Below are 19,959 nucleotides of genomic sequence, written 5' to 3'. Positions count from 1 at the left end.
AATGTTCCGGGAGGTGGTCAAGTAAACCAAAGCAACACTAGTGGTGATGCTTGGCAGCAAATTGGGGATCAAAGCAGTTCGCAACTGCACACTACGGGATTAAATGGTGCAGCGGTAAGCACCTATTACAGATACATAGAAAGCGATGCTGTAATTACAGACGGCTCTTTTATCAGACTAAAAAATATTTCACTTTCCTATGATATTCCGTTACAAGCGACCACTAATGTAAAATGCAAACTTTTTATTCAAGGTCAAAACCTGCTGACATTTACATCCTACAAAGCAGGTGATCCCGAGTTTAAGTTCTCAGGATTCCTCCCTCCGCTAAAAGTGATCAGTGGCGGAATGACATTAAACTTCTAATCCTCAAAAAAATAGTATTATGAAAAATTTACAAGTAATAATGGTACTAACAAAGCCATTTCAGGTGTATCGCATTCTTTTGGTTTTGGCACTGATACTGTCTTCAAGTTCCTGTAGTGACTTTGTCGAGGTTCCATTACCTAATTCTCAGCTTACAGGAACTACAGTTTTTGAAAGTGAATTGACAGCAAATGCAGCAATGGCACAAATCTATGCACAACTTCGTGACGGCGGCATCCTATCTGGGTTACCTACTGGTGCATCTGTTAGAATGGGATTATACGCTGATGAATTACAAGATTATACCAACTCTACAATTGCCCTACCTATTTACAACAATGCGCTTACGGCTGACAATGCTACTGTGGCGTCACTTTGGACTTCAAGCTATAGTCAAATATATAACGCAAATTCAGTTATTCAAGGAGTTGAAAATTCGACCGGGTTACCTATTGCGGTTAAAAACAGAGTGTCGGGTGAAGCACTATTCGTTCGTGCTCTAGTACATTTTTATCTGTTACAAATTTATGGTAGCATCCCCTATATTACAGGAACCAATTATGAAATTAATAGAAAAGTTATGCGTAGTGCTGCGGATGAAGTATATGCAGCAATCGCGAAGGATTTAGAAAGCGCCAGTTCAAGATTACCTGAAAATTATAGTTCTTCGGATCGTGCAAAACCCAATAAAATGGTGGCCAAAGCCATGCTGGCGAGAGTATATTTATACAGGAATAAAAATACAGCAGCAGCAAATGAAGCAACTACTGTTATCAATAGTCCGCTTTATGCTTGGGAAACGGATTTAAACAAAATTTTTCTAAGAAATAGTAAAACTACTATTTGGCAATTAGCATCAGCTACAGCGGTACGAAATAGTAATGAAGGTACAACTTTTATTTTCGTATCTGGACCGCCACCAGTTTGTGCGCTTCGTGCCGATTTTATGAATGCATTTGAAACAGGCGACCAACGCAAAGTGAATTGGACAAAGTCAGTTACCACCGGACTGAATACTTGGTATCATCCCAATAAATACAAACTGCGCACCGCAACAACAAGTTCGCAGGAATATTCTATTGTGTTGCGCTTAGCAGAACAATATTTGATCAGAGCCGAGGCAAGAGCAAAACAAGGCGATTTAGCAGGCGCAAAAGAAGATTTAAATAAGATAAGAACGACCGCTGGTTTACCAATAATTACATCAACTATCACTTCTGAAATTTTGTCTGAAATTCAAAAACAGCGAAGATTTGAGTTTTTTACGGAACATGGGCATCGCTTTTTTGATTTAAAGCGCAGTGGAACAGCTGATGGAGTATTATCTGTTTCAAAACCAGGTTGGAATAGTTCAGATATTTTGTGGCCTATTCCAGAGCTAGAATTGAACGCAAATCCAAATTTACAACCACAAAACACAGGTTATTAAAGTTATGAAGCTATTAAAAAACCATAGTAATACTGCTTTAGGTTATTCTTGTAAAAAAACAATTTTGTCATTTTGGATAGTATTATCCTGCTCTATTTACGGGCAGGATCATTCCAAAAAGAATATTGCTGCAGCAGAGTATGAAAGGTGGGGCAAATTAGAAAACAGAGCTATTTCCCAAAAGGGAAACTGGATATCATTTGATATGCAGTACAGCAATGGTTCAGATACACTCTTTGTGAAACATACGCAGAAAAATATTGGATTTAGTTTTCCACAAGGAACACAAGGCAAATTTGGTGGTGAAATTGCATTTGGTGCCTTTCAAGGAGATAAAGTAATAGTAACTAACTTAGAAAATAGTGAAAACATTAGTATATCAAATTGTACTGCTTTTGAATTTGCCAACAGCGGAAAAATTATTGTGAGCTTTTCCAATGATGGGGAATTAATGGTGAGGATCATAAAAAATAAAGAAATCATCCAACTTCCAAATGTAACAGAATACCAATTGGACCAGCCTAACAATATCCTGACTTATCTCACTAACAATAATGGGAAAAGTAGTTTCGGAACAATAAATCTTAGGACAAACCAAAAAACAGAATATCACACAACGCCACACAAGTTATTTGGTCTTACATTGGCAGAATATGGAAAAGGTGTTTTTTGGCTCGAAGAGGGCATCAACGGGAAATACACAAAACTGAACTTCTACAAAAACCAAGATAACAGTATTCAAACCTTTGAACCAAAATCATTCTCAAATTTTCCAGAAAAGCATGAAATTGTTACCACAAAATCTTTCAAAATTTCAAGTGATGGTAAAAGGGTATTTTTTGGAATCGCGAAAGTCAAAGAAGAGGCAACACCAAAAAAAGACGATGTCGAGGTTTGGGATACAGAAGATTTATGGATTTATCCAAAAGCAAGTAGGGAAAATTTAGAAGGGTATTCCACTTTATCGGTTTGGTTTATTGAAGAAAAGCGCTGGAATACGATTACAAGTAAAGAACTCCCTTTTGTACAGCTTAACGGCAGTAAATCAGTTGCATTACTTTACAATCCAACGGCATATGCTCCTCATTTTAAGCGCTATGGTGAGGTTGACTATTTCTTGTACAATCTGGCTGATGGTACCAAAAAGCTATTTTTGGAAAAGCAACCTAGTGAAAATTACTTATTGTCTTTTTCTCCAAATGGAGCATACATATGCTATTTTAAAGATAAAAATTGGTGGCTCTACAATATAAAAAAACAATCTACGGTGTCAATTGTGCCACCTGCAGGCTCCGAATGGGTTTCAAATGATTTAAAGTACATAACAAGACCACATGTTTTTGGAATGAAAGGATGGAGTGATAATGGAGAATACCTTTTGCTACAAGATGAGTTTGATATTTTTAAATTTGATATCAAAACAAGTAAACTAAAACGGATTACAAAAGGTCGAGAAAGCGGTACTTACTTCACTGTAGATGGTTCAAATATCAAGCAAATAGGAAATGATAATTACAATGGCTGGGCACTAACTGAAATTAATTCAGCTAATGATTTAATTGTTTCAGCAAGAAATGCGACCACCAAAGCACAACAATTCAAATTAGTTTCTACATCCAACACTTTAATTCCACTAGCAAATAATGCTACAAAATCAGATGAATTGCGTAGAGCCAATAATGAAGTCTATGTCTATCGAGAACAATCGCATAATGAGTCTCCAAGAATTGTATCATTTAAAAACGGTGTAAATAAGGTTCTGTTTGAAAGCAATACCCATGATAAAAACTTTAATCAAGGAAAGGTAGAACTAATTTCATTTTCAAATTCAAAAGGAGACAAACTGCAAGGATTATTATATTATCCAGTAAATTATGAAGTAGGTAAAAAATATCCGATGATAATCAATGTGTACTCACAAATCACTAACTCATTGCATGAATATTGCATTCCGACTTTATACAACGATACCGGTTTTAATGTGAAACATTTTGTGCAACAGAATTATTTTGTACTAATGCCTGATGTGAAATATTATGAAGGAGAAACCGGCAATAGTGCACTGGATTGTGTTGTTGCTGCAAACAATGCAGTTGTAAAAACAGGAATGATTGACGCAAAACATATTGGCTTAATAGGGCATTCTTTCGGAGGTTATGAAACAAATTACATCATTACAAAATCGAAAATTTTTGCAGCTGCAGTATCGGGTGCAGCAATTTCAGACATGGTAAGTTGGTATTTTAGTAACTCAAAAAGTCTCAATATTCCAGAATTATGGCGAAGTGAAACGCAACAATGGAGAATAGGAAAGTCTATTTTTAAAGACAAAGAGTTGTACCTAAAAAATTCACCAATACTTTATGCAGATAATGTTACTACACCATTACTGTCTTGGGTGGGTAAAATGGAGACTAATTTACCCTACGAACAGAGTTTACTTTTTTATAATGCGTTGAGGAGAGCCAAGAAAAAGAATGTTTTATTAGTATATCCAAAAGACCAGCATGTAATTGTAATCAAGGAGAATAAAATGGACCTTACAAAACGAATTACCAATTGGTTTGACCGATATTTAAAGGAATAAAAATAAATAAGTGCAGTTTTTTCAAACTGCACTTATTCGTTAATCGTAAATCCATTTAGAATTTTGATAAAACGCCGACTTTGGAGACGTTTTCCAGCCCCCTGCAAGGGCAAGTGGTTTTGAGCTGCGGAAAGTATTTCAAGCAGTTCAAAACACAACTTGCTATTTTCTCTCGAAAATATTCTTACCGATGGTTTTAATTGAAAGGGCTTGATGCCCTTTTTTTGATATAGCTAAACTGGAAGGTAAATTAATTCAATAAATTAATTTAAAAAGCGTTCGATTTCAAATCTCAGACCAGTATAATCATCGAAGTATAAGGATTATGATTGTTTATCACAATCAAGTTTGGAAATCAAACTTACCTAATTATGTATTTACGTATTTATGTATTTACGCTTGTCACCCCATAAGCACAAAGCTCTGTAGCAACGCACTACTTTACAAAAGTAAACATGTAAGCATAGTTGTTAATAGCTACAGATTGAAATATATACATATGCTTTTAAAACTGTATTTATGTATATACGCTTTTACATATAAATATGAATGTGGACATGAGTAAATATTTAAGCTTTCAAATATTGCTGTATGTGCATATGCAAAGGCATAAATATAAATTCAAAAGAAAACAGAAAAACCGTAAAAAAGAAAAAGAAAGCAATTTCACAGGGCTGGCAGTAAACTTAGCAAAAGGAAACGGAATAAGTCCCGTAAGGGTGGATTGTGAGGAACGAGCAAGACATTATGCCGTAGTCTTTTGCTAAGTTTAATGCTTGGCCTAACTTCGTTTTCTTTTTATTTATTTGTTCGTAAGAATGGCTTATAGTATAAAAACTAGATCCAGCTGTAGGGTTTATCTTTACGGTTAAGATAGCAGTACATCTCTTCCTTTTTAAGTTCAGGAAACAATTTTAAAGCCTTGTCAATGGCATAATTTGGAAGAAAATAAATTTCGTCACGAATCGCTTTCACCACCTTTTCAAGGCCGTAGAAACGAACAATTTCGTCGATTTCTTCTTTTCCTCCACGCTCTACGATACGGGCAATAATAGTTTTATAGGCTCTCTCAAAGTCCATTGCATCTATATCGAAATCCCAAAAAAATACTGGGTTTAGATTTGGGAATGCCTTATTTTTTTTAACTCGTGCCATGAAGTAAATATACGATTTTTTAACTTCTTATTCAAACGCTTAGCGTCTAAATCCATTTCCTTTATTGGGTGGAGGAATTTGATTTTTTGATTCAGAAAATGAAATGGAAGGATTGAAAACTGCTTTTTTTAGTCGCTGGGTCATTTTGTTCCAATTGGTTTCTTTGCCTTTCAGGAGTTTGACTTTTTCTTCTTTGTCTATATTTCTATGATCCATTAATGCAAGAGCAGCTAGTCTCGGATTTCCATTATATTTGTTTTGGTAAGTTTCTAAATAGGTTTTAAGGGAATGGTGTTCCAAAAGAAAATACATGTCAACAAAGTCTTTTATCCTTGTGCCGTTTTGGAAAATCGCATGAAGCTTCATAGCACCGATGTCATATAAAGATGCCAGACGTACACCTTCTTCAGTCCGAATTGGTTCCTGCCACGGATATCGGTGGGCAATGATATCTACCTTAACCAGGCCTATATCTAAAAGCATGGTGTTTTCAAGTATCTCCCTGATTTTTACCGGATGTTGATCTTTAAGATGGGAAAGCATTGCCAGTTCATCAAAATCTCTAATTGTAAACAGGTCAATATCTATGCTTAGCCGATGGCCTATCATAAGGCTAAGAGCCGTGCCTCCAACAAGGCTGAAGTCTTTCAGCTTTTCATCTTTCATAAGTTTCTGGAGAAGTTCCCACATCTCCTTGCTGACTGTTTCTTTGTAGAGCATAATTTCACGTTTTTCATGAAATTAATTCCGAAAGCGGGGCACTCTTACATACTGTCCTGTCGTGGCTTTATTTGACGGGAGTTGTCCTTAAAGCGAAAATCCACATGCGGAAATAATAAGCCAAATGCTTCCATATTCTGCAATATCCAGAAGCGATCACTAATGATTAAGTATATTGGTTTTAAAATTATTTAGACGAAACCAGTAAAAATGGTTATGGAAGACAACGGCAAAACCACCCCGCATAAAGGAGGCAGGAATCCCAAGAAAGATCCCGCCGTTCACCGCTATTCTATAAGCCTTAGTGCTGAGGAAAATGCATGTTTCCTTTCTCTCTATGAAGCTTCACGCATGGATGTAATGGCGCATTTTATTACGGCATGTATTTTCCAAAAAGGAATTACGACCATAACGGTTGACAAGGCAACCATGGATTACTATATGCGCCTGACCACTTTATTCGGCCAGTTCAGGGCTGTAGGAACCAATTATAACCAAGTAGTAAAAATACTTTACCGCAATTTTTCTGAAAAGAAAGCCGCAGCCTATCTCTATAAATTGGAAAAGCAGACAGCAGAAATGGCGGTATTGTGCCAAAAAATCATTCTACTAACTGAGGAGTTTGAAGCAAAATACCTGAAAAAATGATAGCGAAAATCGGAAGAGGCAACAATCTGTATGGTGCGTTGGTGTACAATCAGCTCAAAGTGGAAAAGGAAAACGGGCAGGTTTTGTATACCAATAAGATAATTGAAACTCCTGATGGCAGTTATGCAGTCGGTCAACTGTTGCGTTCTTTTGAACCGTACCTGCTGGCCAATCGAAAGACTGAAAAACCAATATTACATGTCTCTCTCAATCCTGATCCGAAGGATAAGGTAAGTGATGAAAAATTCAAACTGATGGCTCAGGAGTATATGCGGAAAATGGGTTACGCTGAACAGCCTTTTGTGGTATTCAAGCATACTGATATTGACCGTACCCATATTCATATTGTATCGGTTTGCGTGGATGAAGAGGGAAGAAAAATATCTGATAAATTTGAAAAAAGGCGTTCGATGGATGTCTGTCGTGAATTGGAAAAAGAATACTGCCTGATATCGGCTATCGAGAAAAAGCAAAATCCACAAAATCAAATATTCAAACCCGTTGATTATAAGGCTGGGGACATAAAGAGCCAGATGGCTTCGGTAATCCGTCATTTGCCAAAGTACTACAAATTTGAGGGTTTCGGCACCTACAATGCCCTGCTTTCCCTTTTCAATATTACCGCCGAAGAAGTCAAGGGGGAATTTAATGGAATCCCAAAACAAGGACTGGTATATTTTGCATTAAATGAAAAGGGAGAAAAAGCAAGCAATCCTTTTAAGGCTTCGCTATTCGGTAAACAGGCAGGATATGTTCAGCTTCAACAACACTATGGGAAGTCCAAAGAATTGTTGAAAAATGAGCCATCCAAAGCTTTGCTTAAGACAACCATTGAGATGTGCTTACAGACGGCATCGGATGAAAAAGAATTCAAAAAAAGGTTGTTGGAACGAGGTATTAATACCGTTGTAAGACGAAATACCGAAGGCAGAGTTTATGGAATAACCTTTATTGACCATAGTTCAAAATCCGTGTGGAATGGTTCGCAATTAGGCAAAAACCTTTCGGCTAACGTATTCAATGACTGGTGGAATAATGGCAATAAAATGGAGCAGCCAGTACAAGGAAATCTTGCTTCAAAGAACAATGCCACTATAAATGAAGATATCAAACAATCACACAAGCTGTTTGACTTTTTGGTTAAGGAAAATATGTCCTATAGCCATGAAGAAAACAACCTTATTGAAGTCTTTGGAGGGTTATTATCCAATGGAAAAGCAGAAGACTATGATGAAGAATTATTTGTCAACCAAATGAAAAAGAAAGCCAGACGCAAAAAAAGATAGTGCATACTATCAATTTTAATCGCCAGCCTTTTTGTTGATTCACGACAAAGGAGTGATTCATCAAATTGGCTGTACCAACAATTTTTAAAAACAAAGACTGTCCCGACGATAAGGAGGGATTGTCTTTGTTTTTTTATAACTGTATTCAATGTTGTCTTGAGACTAATACAGCCAAAGAGTTCCTCGGTGAGACTGTAATTACTCCTAAGCTTTCAGATGGGTTAAATTCATAAGACTTAAAAACAAACATTGTTTTAACAAAAGGCAAAGGAGGTACAAAATGAAGCATGAAGATGTCAAACAGACTGATATAGAAGAATATATATTGAAAAATTATGAAGATATAGAACAGGAAAAAGAACAAAAATTCGTAGATTTAATGATTGAAATTATTGTATCATTAACATTGAAAGAATTATATGAAGAGGGCGATTAGATATTTAAGATTTAGTCAATTAGGGCAAAGTAATGGCTCGATTGAAAGACAGGAATTGTATACCGACCAATACCTGCAATATAATAATATACAGTTGGTAGATTCCTTTATCGACAGGGGTAAAAGTGCCAAGACTTTTGACCGTCCCGATTTTATAAAATTACAGGCATTCATTGCCAAACATTATAAATCAGTGGATTACCTACTTGTAGACCAGCTTGACCGTTTCAGCAGGGATGCGGGTGAAGCTATGAGTTTGGTCAAACAATTCCAAAAAAAATACAGTATTCAGATTATCAGCGTGACCGAAGGGATAGTTTTTGATTATGATACACCGGGAAGCTTTTTCCGAGCAGGCTTACAATTGTTGCTAGCTGAAGAAGACAATATCAACAGGAGTATAAAAGTGCGTGGCGGACTCTATACCGCCCGTGCTAAAGAAGGTCGTTTCCTTACTAGAGAAAAACCTTTCGGCTACAGCAAGGTTGGAGAAGGAAAACAGCGCCACCTTGAAGTAAATGAGATAGAAGCTAAAATTGTCAAAACAATTTATGATATGTATCTGCGTGATGTGCCGTTATATAAAATCAAAGAAATAGCTTATCAATCAGGTTTTGACAGGAAAGGCAACATGGCTATTGATCGTGTGCTTGCAAATCCCGTTTATGCAGGGCTTGTAAGGGTTGAGCCGTTCAAAGATTTGCCGGGAGGTCTTTTCCCAGCCATTCATGAGCCAATAGTTGATAAGACAACATGGACAATGGTACAGTCTAAAATGAAGAAAGTTGATAAAGTAAAGGTAGTTATCGATGATGAAATACCGCTACGAGGAGTTGTAAAATGCCATTGTGGAACTCCGCTTACTGGTGCGCCTTCTCGTGGTAAATCTGGAAAATACTTCTACTATTATAAATGCAAGCATTCAAAACATAACAATATAAGTGCAATCAAAGCACATGAGCAGTTCTTAAATGCCTGTGACCTTATGAGCGTTCCCGAAAGACAGATTAAGGATATAAGAAATGGCTGTTACGCTTCACTTGAACAGGAAGTAAAAGCAAACAGGAAAAAGGCAGCAGACAAAAAAAATGAACTGGAAGAAGTTCAGCAGCGATTAAATGCGGTAGAAGAAAAATGGTTTAGGGACGAGATAAACAAAGATACTTACGACAGATGGTATTCTACCTACAGTGATCATATATTAAACCTTACAGCTGCAATAGAAAGATTCAGTACAAATAAAGGTAAAGCTTTCGAGGTTTTGGACAGCAATCTGGATTTATTGGGTGATATCAGACACATATATACAAAGTCAGATGTTTTGCAAAAACGTCAGTTTGTAAACATGGTGTTCGATGGCAATTTGTACTATGAAAAGGGTATATATCGAACACCTACAATGTTAGATCTGTTATCTCATAATGCCAGTAAAATGGAGGAAAAGGGATATCTTATATATCAAAAAAAGAGGGATAATCTAAAGATTATCCCTCAAAGTGGGCGATGAGGGGTTCGAACCCCCGACCCCCTCGGTGTAAACGAGGTGCTCTGAACCAGCTGAGCTAATCGCCCTAAACAATTTGGTTACTTTCGTTTCCGTTATTGCGTGTGCAAATATACGACTAGAATTGGTATTTGCAAGAAAAAAAATAAAAAAATTATAAAATTTCTGCGACCACAAATGTACTTCCTCCAATGTATATAAAGTCAGTGATCTCTGCATTTTTCAGTGCTTTTTGGTAAGCTTCTGAAACAGAATTGTATACTTCTCCTTTTAGTTCGAAACTGGTAGCTTTTTGTTTTAAAATTACAACATCTAACCCGCGAGGAATATTTGGCTTACAGAAATAATAAATTGCTTTTTTAGGGAATAAAGGCAGGATTTCTTCTAAATCTTTGTCATTTACTACTCCTAAAACGATGTGTAAAGTATCAAAATCTTCTTTTTGAATTTGGTTCAATACTATTTCAAGACCGTTTTTGTTGTGTGCAGTATCGCAAATAACTTTTGGAAATTCTCTTAATTGCTGCCATCTTCCCTGAAGTCCGGTGTTTTTTACCACATTTAATAAACCAGATTTTATATTCTCGGGAGTGATTTTAAATTCATTCTGACTATTTAAAACGGAAATGGTTTGTAATACCGTCTTTTTATTGTGTACTTGATAATCACCAATTAAGTCAGAAGGATAGGTTTCTGAAACTAAATCAGCAGCAAAATAAATTTCCGAATTGCATTCTTTGGCTTTCGCCAAAAAAACAGGTTTGGTTTCAGGAGTGTATTCTCCTATTATTACAGGAATTTTGGGTTTGATAATCCCCGCTTTTTCGAAAGCAATGGCTTCAAGAGTATTTCCCAAAAATTGTGTGTGATCCAATCCTATATTGGTAATAACCGAAACTAATGGAGTTATGATGTTTGTGGCGTCCAATCTTCCGCCCATTCCTACTTCAATAACGGCGATGTCTACTTTTTCTTTGGCGAAATAATCAAAGGCTAGTCCAACGGTCATTTCGAAAAAACTCATGTCATTGGATTCGAAAAAAGTTTTGTGTTCATTGATGAAATCAGTAACAAATTCTTCAGAAATATCCTTTCCATTAATTTTTATGCGTTCTCGGAAATCCTTTAAATGTGGTGAAGTGTACAATCCAACTTTATAACCAGCTTCTTGAAGTATGGACGCCAACATGTGTGATGTCGAGCCTTTTCCGTTGGTTCCTGCAACATGAATGCACTTAAGTTTTTCTTGTGGATTATCAAGATGAGCTATCAGTAAATGCGTGTTGGTCAAATCTTTTTTATAGGCCGAAGCGCCCTGAAGTTGGTACATCGGGAGTTGATTAAACATCCAATTTATGGTTTCCTGATAGTTCATTTTTGTAATAAAATAGTAGTTGTTTAAAATATTTTTCGATTTTTTTAGTTTAATAGTACATCGAAAAGTATCTTTAGTGCAAAATTGAAATAATTTTTAGAATTAATGATTAAAATCCAATAATATTATATGTTTAGTTTTATACAATTACAGGCCGACACCATTACCAACGCTGCTTCAAATGTAGTTATTGAAAAAATTGCTCCAAATACCGAAATATCCACTTTAGGATTCCTTTTAAAAGGTGGTGTGTGGCTTATTCCAATCGGGATTCTATTATTTTACACGTTTTACTTAATTATTGAACGCTATTTATACATTAGTAAAGCATCAAAAATTGATACACTTTTGATGCGCGATGTTCGTGATAATCTCAATTCCGGAAATCTTGATTTGGCTCGATCTATTGCAGAAAGGAATAATACGGCTTCAGGAAATATTATCAAAGAAGGAATTCTTGTTATTGGGAGACCTATTGTTGAAATTGAATCCAATATGGATCGTGCTGCAGATATAGAAATAGGGGAAATGGAAAAGCATTTAGGACATTTAGGACTTATTGCCGGAATTGCACCTACATTAGGATTTATTGGAACTATTTCTGGAGTTATAAAAATATTTTACAGCATTTCGGTAACAGAGAATATTAGTATTGGTAATATTTCTGGAGGATTGTATGAGAAAATGATAAGTAGTGGTGCTGGATTAATCGTTGGTATTATTGCCTATAGCGGATACCATTTATTAAACGGCAAGATTGATAATTTTGCTTTAAAAATCCAGAAGCAAGTGCTGGAATTTGTAAATATTATTCAAAGATCATAATATGTCTATAAAAAGAAAAAGAAGATTTCATGCCGAGGTCGCGACTTCTTCATTAAGTGATATTATGTTTTTCCTGTTGTTGTTTTTCTTGATTATATCAACATTGGCAAATCCAAATGTTATCAAGATGACATTGCCAAAAGCACAATCAAACGAGAAAACAAACAAGCAATACATTAGTTTATCTGTCACAGAAGATAAAAAATTCTACATCGACAAGGAAGCAGTTTCCTTTGAAGAATTGGAAACTACATTGATGTCTAAAATGGATTCTGCAAAGGATCAAACAGTTATTGTTCGAATTCCTTTCAATTTGCAAGTACAAGATTTAGTTGACGTACTGCAAATAGGAGTAAAGAACAATCTAAAGTTTGTGATTGCTACGAGTCCTAAGTAAAACTCATTACTAGTTTTTATGTAGCATTTGCATTATTTGGGCGTGACCACAATAGAAAAAGGAGCTAATCAACTTTATGCTGATTAGCTCCTTTTTCTATTCCGGTCGGGCTATCCGCAGTACTTCGGTACTTGCTCCTATCCCTCACGCAAATTAGTAAAACATCAAATTCTTGAGTAGTCATTGCGAATTATTCTTGAAAACAAAAAAGTGACGTTTCTAATTGTTCTAATTCAAATTGAAGTTGTAAACAATCTTACCTACTTGCTTTTCTGGAGCATCGCTACTGGCGTCCCATCTCGTGTTCATCGCAGCAATTCGGGCTTGGTCTAACAAACATTTTGCAGTATTTGTAGTTCCTTTTACACCAGCAACTGCATTTACAGTTCTTCCCGTTCTGTCTACAGAAACTTCTACGACTACTTTTCCTTGTTCATTACACGTATATTTTGGTGCAGGTTTAGATAATGCTTTTCGGTTTCCTAAAGAATATCCAACGCCTCCGCCAGAACCACTTCCGGTTCCTCCTCCGCTTCCAGAACCATAACCGCTACCAGTTCCTATTCCTGTTCCAGTACCATTTCCACCGCCCGTTCCTCCACCAGAACCACCTGTTCCGTAATACCCGTTAGAACTTAAGCTTCCGTTAGATTTTCCTTTGTTTCCGGCAGCTTTGTCATCGCCATCGCCACCTTTATTAGAACCTTTTAATATGCTGGATAAAGCATCATTTGTATTGTTAGAAACTTTAGGTTTTACAACCACTGGTTTCGTTTCTTCTTTTACAACGACTGTTGGTTTTTTAGTCTTTTCTTTCGTCGGAATCACAACACTTTCTTCGGTGCTGTTTTCTTGAGATAAAATAGCTTCCTCTGGAGTTGATTTTGCACGCGTTTGTCTGGTTTGGTTTTTTACTTCCAAAATCTCACTTTTATAATTCGCACCAGAACCAAAATCGCTGTCGCCAAAATTAACTGTAACGCCACCGCCACCGCCACCACCGGCAAGTTCATCCATGTTTGCAGGAGGCCAAAAGCGGATGAAAAATAAAATTAACAACATTGTCGCATACAAAAGAATGGATATTGCTAAGGATTTCTTTTGGTCTGATGAAATGGTGGAACTCATTTGTATTTTAAATTTTAAAAAGTCTATTACTAAAAAACGTTGAAAAGTACTAAAAATTGTCAAGAGTAAAAAGCGACTGCCAGAATATAAATAATATTGCTTTCACTTAGAATTAGAAATAAGAAAAGGGATTAAATAGATTTTAAAATCTGCTTAATCCCAGTTCCGATAAATAGTAAAAAAACTATTTTATTTTAAGTAAGCTGCTTCAATGCGATTTCAAAAGCAGTAGCACTAATATTTGTTTTACTTGGGTTTAAAGCATGTGCTTTTTCAATTGCTTTTTTGATGATTTCGGAAGTGTCTTGAAAGATAGCTTCATCCGTCATTTGCACTTTCTTTTCCATGAAGTAAGCAAAAACACGAGCCATACCGCAATTAGAAATGAAGTCAGGAATCAAACTCACTTTGTGATCTACATCTTCCATAATTGGACCGAAAAAGATTTCTTTATCAGCAAAAGGAACATTCGCACCACAAGAAATTACTTCAAGACCGTTAGCAATTAAACTGTCAATTTGAGATTGCGTTACCAATCTGGAAGCGGCACAAGGAGTGAATATTTCAGCACCAATAGTCCATATTTTTTGATTGATTTCTTCAAAAGGAATCATGTTTTCGGCAACCAGTTTGTTTCCGTCTTTTGCAAGAAATAAAGCTCTTATTTCTTCGAAAGTGAATCCTTCTTCGTTGATTAATCCGCCATCTCTGTCGATAATACCAATAACTTTTGCGCCCATTTCGGCTAAGTAAAAAGCAGCAGCCGATCCTACATTTCCAAAACCTTGTACGATTGCTTTCTTTCCTTTGACATCTCCGCCATAAATCGTGTAATAATTACGAACGGCTTCGGCAACGCCATAACCAGTAATCATATCGGCAATAGTGTATTTTTTGGAAACATCTGGTGAGAATTTTGGATTTTCAATCACTTTTACTACACCTTGACGCAATTGTCCAATTCTGTTGATTTTGTCTGCTTCAGTCGGTTTGAAATGACCATTAAAAACACCTTCTTGCGGATGCCAAACACCACATTCTTCTGTCATTGGGATCACTTCGTGAATTTCATCAACATTTAAATCGCCACCCGTCCCGTAATAACTTTTTAATAACGGAGAAACGGCTTTATACCAACGTTGTAAAACGCCTTTTTTTCTTGGATCATTTGGGTCAAAATTAATTCCAGATTTTGCTCCGCCAATAGCAGGTCCAGAAACCGAAAATTTTACTTCCATGGTTTTTGCCAAAGACAAAACTTCATTCATATCCAACCCTTTTCTCATACGAGTTCCACCACCGGCGGCACCACCACGAAGTGAATTGATGACTGTCCATCCTTCAGCTTCCGTTTCAGCATCTTTCCAATGGAAAACTATTTCAGGTTCTTTATTTTCGAATTTCTTTAATAAATCTTTCATTTGTTGCGATATGTTTAATTTTGGCAAATATAAAAAAATAGAATAATGTGAAATATGTATTTTTAATTTTATTTTGGAGAATAAATCATTCCAGAGCTATGATCTGTTTTTGCACCTGTAACGCTGCTTAAAACATTGATTTCTCCGCGTAATTTTAAAATACCAAGTAATGCAAAAATCAAGGCTTCTTTGAATTCCAATATTTTAGCTGACGGAATAATGAGTTTTATTTTAGGTAAATGGTGATGAATTCTCTCGATGAGAAAATCATTGTAAGCACCGCCACCAGTTATGAAAAGGTTTCCGTTTTTATTAGGCAAAGCCAAAGCAATTTGCAACGCCACATGTTCGGTAAAAGTGTGTAACTTGTCTTCAATGGGAATGGAATATTTTTCGATAATAGGTAAAACGGTTTCTTTTACAAACTCCAAACCCAATGATTTAGGGTGTTTCTTTTGGTAGAAATCCAACGCATTTAATTCATTTAATAACTCTTTATTACAAATTCCGGTTCTTGAAATACTGCCTTTGTCATCATAATCTAATCCCAATTGATTGGCGTAAAAATTTAAAACGGTGTTTACAGCCGAAATATCAAAGGCGATTCGCTCTTTATTTTGTTCAAAAGATACATTCGAAAAACCGCCCAAATTCATGCAGTAATCGTATTCAGAAAATAGGATTCGGTCACCAATAGGAACCAAAGGCGCGCCTTGACCGCCAAGTTGCACATCCTGAATTCTGAAATCACAAACTACTGTTTGGTTAAGTAAAGCTGCGATTTCTGGTAAATTACCAATTTGTAGCGTGAATCCGTTTTGGGGTTGGTGCAGAATAGTATGTCCATGAGAACAAACCGTATCGAGATTTTTTATGTCGTATTTTTCAATAAAACTTGAAATAATCGTAGCCAGAAGTTGCGTGTAATCTTGATTGAGTTTTTTAAGTTGAGCTTCGGAAAAATCGACGGCTATTTTTAATTTGTTTAACCAATCATTTGGGTAAGAAATAGTTTGAGACTCCAGGATTTCAAATTCCCATTTATTATTTTTTACAGTAAAAACAATGTATGCCAAATCTACGCCGTCCAGCGAAGTTCCGGACATGACTCCTATTGTAGTATACTTTTCTTTAAACATAGGCTAAATTTACGAAATCGTTTGAAATCTGATATTTAATAATTACTTTTGAGCACAAATTTAAGAACATTTAATTTACAATAAAAATATGGATTTTAATCTAACCGAAGAGCATTTAATGATTCAGCAAGCCGCTAAAGATTTTGCTGTAGCAGAATTATTACCTGGTGTTATTGAACGTGATGAACATTCAAAATTTCCAACGGAGCAAGTGAAAATGATGGCCGATTTAGGTTTTATGGGAATGATGGTCGATCCTAAATATGGTGGATCTGGTTTGGATAGTATTTCCTATGTTTTGGCAATGACTGAAATTGCAAAAGTTGATGCATCTGCTGCTGTAATCATGTCTGTAAATAACTCTTTGGTTTGTGCAGGTCTTGAGAAATATTGCAGTGAAGAGCAAAAAATGAAATATTTAGTTCCGCTTGCAAAAGGAGAAGTGATTGGCGCTTTTTGCTTGTCAGAGCCAGAAGCGGGAAGTGATGCGACTTCGCAAAAAACTACAGCGATAGACAAAGGGGATCATTATTTATTAAATGGTACAAAAAACTGGATTACTAACGGATCAACGGCATCCACTTATTTAGTTATTGCTCAAACAGATATTGAAAAAGGACACAAAGGAATCAATGCTTTTATTGTTGAGAAAGGTTGGGCTGGATTTGATATTGGACCAAAAGAAAGAAAAATGGGAATTCGTGGAAGCGATACGCATTCTTTAATGTTCACCGATGTAAAAGTTCCTAAAGAAAATAGAATTGGTGTTGACGGATTTGGATTTGCTTTTGCAATGAATGTCTTAAATGGCGGAAGAATAGGGATTGCATCTCAAGCGTTAGGAATTGCAACTGGAGCGTACGAAATTGCTTTAAAATATTCTCACGAGAGAAAAGCATTTGGAAAAGAAATTTTCAATCATCAGGCTATTGCTTTCAAACTGGCTGATATGTATGTAAAAGTAACTGCTGCAAAATTATTGGTAATGAAAGCGGCTTGTGAAAAAGATGAAGGTAAAGATATCGCACATTCTGGTGCTATGGCAAAGTTATACGCGTCAGAAATAGCTTTAGAAGTAGCAAATGAAGCGGTTCAAATTCATGGAGGAAACGGTTATGTTGCTGAATATCATGTGGAACGTATGATGCGTGACTCTAAAATTACTCAAATTTATGAAGGAACTTCTGAAATACAACGAATTGTAATTTCAAGAGGATTAGTTTCTTAAAGGATATAAAATAGTTCATCAAAACCCTTTCCAATTTCGACTGGAAAGGGTTTTGTTTTTTAAATCGTTTTTTTAATACATTTACTGAAAGAATTTTTTTATGTATGAGGATTTAAAATATTGGTATTTGCGCGATCACAAATTGTTTCGAACGTTGAGTTTTGGACAAATCAGACAACTGTGTATTATCACCGGTTTTAAAAAAGCAAAGAAAGGCGAGATTATCTATTTTTCTTCTTCGGATTTGCCGAGAATTTTTCTGCTAAAAAAAGGAAACATAAAGATTGTTGCGGTCGATGAAGACGGGAATGAAACGATTAAAGATATTATTCAAAAAGGAGATTTATTTGGAGAACTGACTTTGGAAGCTGACAGCCAGTCCAATGAATATGCAAAAGTACTTTCGAATGATGTGGCCATTTGTAGTTTTCTAATGTCGGATTTTGAAGATTTATTATTGCGAAATCCAAGTCTGGCTTTGTCCTACACCAAGTTTGTAGGACTAAAAATGAAACGGATTAAGAACAGTTATTCTAATTTGATTTCTAAAGACGCAAAAACCAGATTGTTTCAGTTTCTAAAAGATTGGGCTGAAAAAGAAGGTAAAAAAATAGAAGATAAAGTGGTAATTGAAAATTATCTGACTCAAAATGATATTGCGCAAATTATTTGTACTTCCAGACAAACAGCAACTCAATTGCTTAATGAAATGGAAACGAATGGTACCATCATTTACAGTAGGAAAGAAATAATTATAAGGGATATCAGTAAATTGTAATTATTTTACTAGAACTGTAACATAGCCGACAAATCATTTCGAAATAGCATAGTAGTTTTACAACTTCAAAATGTAACACTATGAAAAAAATAATTTATTTAGCTTTATTGGCAATTGGATTATCCGTTCACGCTCAAAATGATTTGCCAAAATTGGCTACGGAAATTACTCCACTACTTATTGGAGAAAAAATTCCTAATTTCAATTTAAAATCAGTAGAAAATACGAATGTTAATTTAACAGAATTATTCAGTAAAAAAAGAACAGTTTTAGTTTTTTACCGTGGTGGTTGGTGCCCGTATTGTAACGCTCATTTAGCAGCCTTGGCTGAAGCCGAAAAAGAATTATTGGATTTGGGATATCAAATCATTGCTATAAGTCCTGATGCTCCAGCAAACTTGAAGGTTACAGATGATAAAGAAAAATTAAATTATTTATTATTATCTGACAGTACAGGCGAATTGTCGAAAGCTGTTGGTATTGCTTTTAAAGCTCCAGAAAATTATAAGGCTACAATAGCTAAAGGTTCTGATGGTATGAATAATTCTTTTTTGCCTGTTCCGGCCGTGTTTATTTTAAATGTAAATGCTGAAATTGAATTTGAACACATCTCCCCAAATTTCAAAAATAGAATTTCAAATGATTTGTTGATTACTGTTGCGAAATCTTTAAATAAATAATCATGAAAAAGCTACTGTTTATTATAACGATTTTATGTACTCTTTCTGTTTTTTCGCAAAGGGAAAGCAAACGAATGACTCATTTTAATCTTGAAAAAAATGTGGCTATTCAAGGATATGATCCTGTCGCTTATTTCAAACAAGGGAAAGCAGTGAAAGGGAAAAAAGAAATAACAGCATCGCATGAAGGCGTGGTTTATTATTTTTCGATGCCAGTTAATAAAGAATATTTCTTGAAGAATCCTTCAAAATTTGAACCGCAGTATGGAGGTTGGTGTGCTTTTGCAATGGGCGACTCTAATGAAAAAGTGTCTATAAATCCAGAGACTTTCAAGATTAATAATGGAAAGTTGTATTTGTTTTACAATGCTTTCTTTAATAATACATTGAAAAGCTGGAATAAAGAGGAAACCGGATTGATGATGAAAGCGGATACGAATTGGAGTAAAAGGATTAAATAAAAAAAACAGGAATTATGAAATCAGGTATATTTTTCTGGATAATGCGACTCGCCGTGGCGGTGATTTTAGTGCAAACTTTGTACTTTAAATTTACAGCGAGTGAAGAATCAGTTTATATTTTTTCTGCTTTGGGAATAGAGCCGTATGGAAGAATTGGCACTGGAATTGCCGAGTTGATTACGGCAGTCTTAATTTTAATTCCTAGAACTTCATTGTTTGGAGCTATAATGGGTTGCGGCATCATGGTTGGTGCGATTTTTGCACATCTGTTTGTGCTTGGGATTGAAGTGAAAAATGATGGTGGTACACTTTTTATTTTGGCACTAATTACCTTTCTTTGTTGTATTACTTTAGTTTTTAAGGATAGGACTAAAGTGATGAATTTGTTGAATTAAA

Annotated in this window: 19 protein-coding genes, 1 tRNA gene and 1 pseudogene; 14 read left to right on the top strand and 7 right to left on the bottom strand. The window is 35.6% G+C overall.

Features of this window, described 5'->3' with window-relative positions; genetic code table 11:
- The 3 genes and pseudogenes from DR980_RS16375 to DR980_RS13025 form a co-directional block, all read left to right on the top strand.
- Positions 1–366, top strand: a pseudogene (locus DR980_RS16375) (SusC/RagA family TonB-linked outer membrane protein); the annotation flags it as partial.
- Positions 367–385: 19 nt separating this feature from the next.
- Positions 386–1,795 carry a RagB/SusD family nutrient uptake outer membrane protein gene (locus tag DR980_RS13030; RefSeq protein WP_244199306.1) on the top strand — a complete coding sequence of 470 codons (1,410 nt, stop codon included), beginning with the start codon at positions 386–388 and terminating at the stop codon, positions 1,793–1,795.
- Between the two features lie 4 nt (positions 1,796–1,799).
- Positions 1,800–4,382, top strand: a complete 2,583-nt coding sequence (locus tag DR980_RS13025) for a S9 family peptidase (RefSeq protein WP_099715589.1) — start codon at positions 1,800–1,802, stop codon at positions 4,380–4,382.
- A gap of 837 nt (positions 4,383–5,219) precedes the next feature.
- On the opposite strand, the gene DR980_RS13015 is transcribed toward DR980_RS13025, so the two are convergent.
- Together DR980_RS13015 and DR980_RS13010 are read right to left on the bottom strand one after the other, a co-directional pair.
- On the bottom strand, positions 5,220–5,537 hold the full coding sequence (locus tag DR980_RS13015) for a DUF6922 domain-containing protein (RefSeq protein WP_099715591.1): 318 nt from the start codon (positions 5,535–5,537) through the stop codon (positions 5,220–5,222).
- 39 nt (positions 5,538–5,576) lie between these two features.
- Positions 5,577–6,257 (bottom strand): nucleotidyl transferase AbiEii/AbiGii toxin family protein, encoded by a 681-nt coding sequence (locus DR980_RS13010; RefSeq protein ID WP_099715592.1) that lies wholly within the window; start codon positions 6,255–6,257, stop codon positions 5,577–5,579.
- A 216-nt stretch (positions 6,258–6,473) separates the two neighbouring features.
- Between DR980_RS13010 and mobA the strand changes: the two genes are divergently transcribed.
- From mobA to DR980_RS12995, 4 genes are all read left to right on the top strand, one after another.
- Complete coding sequence (gene mobA, locus DR980_RS13005; protein ID WP_099716346.1) at positions 6,474–6,905, top strand: conjugal transfer protein MobA; 432 nt, start codon at positions 6,474–6,476, stop codon at positions 6,903–6,905.
- Positions 6,902–8,191: a conjugal transfer protein MobB gene (mobB, locus tag DR980_RS13000; protein WP_099715593.1), complete on the top strand. Its 1,290-nt coding sequence runs from the start codon at positions 6,902–6,904 to the stop codon at positions 8,189–8,191. Before mobA ends, mobB begins: the two co-directional genes overlap by 4 nt.
- Before the next feature lie 280 nt (positions 8,192–8,471).
- Positions 8,472–8,627: a hypothetical protein gene (locus tag DR980_RS16370; RefSeq protein WP_158234603.1), complete on the top strand. Its 156-nt coding sequence runs from the start codon at positions 8,472–8,474 to the stop codon at positions 8,625–8,627.
- Complete coding sequence (locus tag DR980_RS12995) at positions 8,611–10,134, top strand: recombinase family protein (RefSeq protein ID WP_099715594.1); 1,524 nt, start codon at positions 8,611–8,613, stop codon at positions 10,132–10,134. The genes DR980_RS16370 and DR980_RS12995 overlap by 17 nt, the downstream gene beginning before the upstream one ends.
- On the opposite strand, the gene DR980_RS12990 is transcribed toward DR980_RS12995, so the two are convergent.
- Together DR980_RS12990 and DR980_RS12985 are read right to left on the bottom strand one after the other, a co-directional pair.
- Positions 10,125–10,199, bottom strand: a tRNA-Val gene (locus tag DR980_RS12990). The two genes, DR980_RS12995 and DR980_RS12990, sit on opposite strands and share 10 nt — an antisense overlap.
- A gap of 86 nt (positions 10,200–10,285) precedes the next feature.
- Entirely contained in the window at positions 10,286–11,506 is a 1,221-nt protein-coding gene (locus tag DR980_RS12985) for a bifunctional folylpolyglutamate synthase/dihydrofolate synthase (protein ID WP_113636809.1), read from the bottom strand.
- Positions 11,507–11,635: 129 nt separating this feature from the next.
- Between DR980_RS12985 and DR980_RS12980 the strand changes: the two genes are divergently transcribed.
- A complete protein-coding gene (locus DR980_RS12980) occupies positions 11,636–12,331 on the top strand; it encodes a MotA/TolQ/ExbB proton channel family protein (RefSeq protein WP_113636807.1) in 696 nt (231 codons plus the stop codon).
- A gap of 1 nt (position 12,332) precedes the next feature.
- Entirely contained in the window at positions 12,333–12,728 is a 396-nt protein-coding gene (locus DR980_RS12975) for an ExbD/TolR family protein (protein ID WP_113636804.1), read from the top strand.
- Positions 12,729–12,956: 228 nt separating this feature from the next.
- On the opposite strand, the gene DR980_RS12970 is transcribed toward DR980_RS12975, so the two are convergent.
- The 3 genes from DR980_RS12970 to DR980_RS12960 form a co-directional block, all read right to left on the bottom strand.
- Positions 12,957–13,856, bottom strand: coding sequence for an energy transducer TonB (locus tag DR980_RS12970; protein ID WP_113636802.1), 900 nt, complete (start codon positions 13,854–13,856; stop codon positions 12,957–12,959).
- Between the two features lie 194 nt (positions 13,857–14,050).
- Positions 14,051–15,277 (bottom strand): Glu/Leu/Phe/Val dehydrogenase dimerization domain-containing protein, encoded by a 1,227-nt coding sequence (locus DR980_RS12965; protein ID WP_113636800.1) that lies wholly within the window; start codon positions 15,275–15,277, stop codon positions 14,051–14,053.
- A gap of 68 nt (positions 15,278–15,345) precedes the next feature.
- The gene (locus DR980_RS12960) at positions 15,346–16,416 is read right to left on the bottom strand and encodes an anhydro-N-acetylmuramic acid kinase (protein ID WP_113636798.1); all 1,071 of its coding nucleotides are present in this window, start codon (positions 16,414–16,416) and stop codon (positions 15,346–15,348) included.
- Positions 16,417–16,504: 88 nt separating this feature from the next.
- Between DR980_RS12960 and DR980_RS12955 the strand changes: the two genes are divergently transcribed.
- The 5 genes from DR980_RS12955 to DR980_RS12935 all read left to right on the top strand — a co-directional run bounded on the left by DR980_RS12955 (position 16,505) and on the right by DR980_RS12935 (position 19,958).
- A complete protein-coding gene (locus tag DR980_RS12955) occupies positions 16,505–17,644 on the top strand; it encodes an acyl-CoA dehydrogenase family protein (RefSeq protein ID WP_113636795.1) in 1,140 nt (379 codons plus the stop codon).
- A gap of 100 nt (positions 17,645–17,744) precedes the next feature.
- A complete protein-coding gene (locus tag DR980_RS12950) occupies positions 17,745–18,422 on the top strand; it encodes a Crp/Fnr family transcriptional regulator (protein WP_113636792.1) in 678 nt (225 codons plus the stop codon).
- 80 nt (positions 18,423–18,502) lie between these two features.
- Positions 18,503–19,102, top strand: coding sequence for a peroxiredoxin-like family protein (locus DR980_RS12945; protein WP_113636789.1), 600 nt, complete (start codon positions 18,503–18,505; stop codon positions 19,100–19,102).
- 2 nt (positions 19,103–19,104) lie between these two features.
- The gene (locus DR980_RS12940; RefSeq protein WP_113636787.1) at positions 19,105–19,563 is read left to right on the top strand and encodes a YHS domain-containing (seleno)protein; all 459 of its coding nucleotides are present in this window, start codon (positions 19,105–19,107) and stop codon (positions 19,561–19,563) included.
- Positions 19,564–19,577: 14 nt separating this feature from the next.
- On the top strand, positions 19,578–19,958 hold the full coding sequence (locus tag DR980_RS12935; protein ID WP_113636785.1) for a DoxX family protein: 381 nt from the start codon (positions 19,578–19,580) through the stop codon (positions 19,956–19,958).
- The last annotated feature ends 1 nt before the right edge of the window (position 19,959 follow it).

The organism is Flavobacterium psychrolimnae (assembly GCF_003312425.1).
Taxonomy (GTDB): domain Bacteria; phylum Bacteroidota; class Bacteroidia; order Flavobacteriales; family Flavobacteriaceae; genus Flavobacterium; species Flavobacterium psychrolimnae.
The sequence above is the reverse complement of the archived record's forward strand: the minus strand, read 5'-3'. Positions and strand labels throughout refer to the sequence as shown.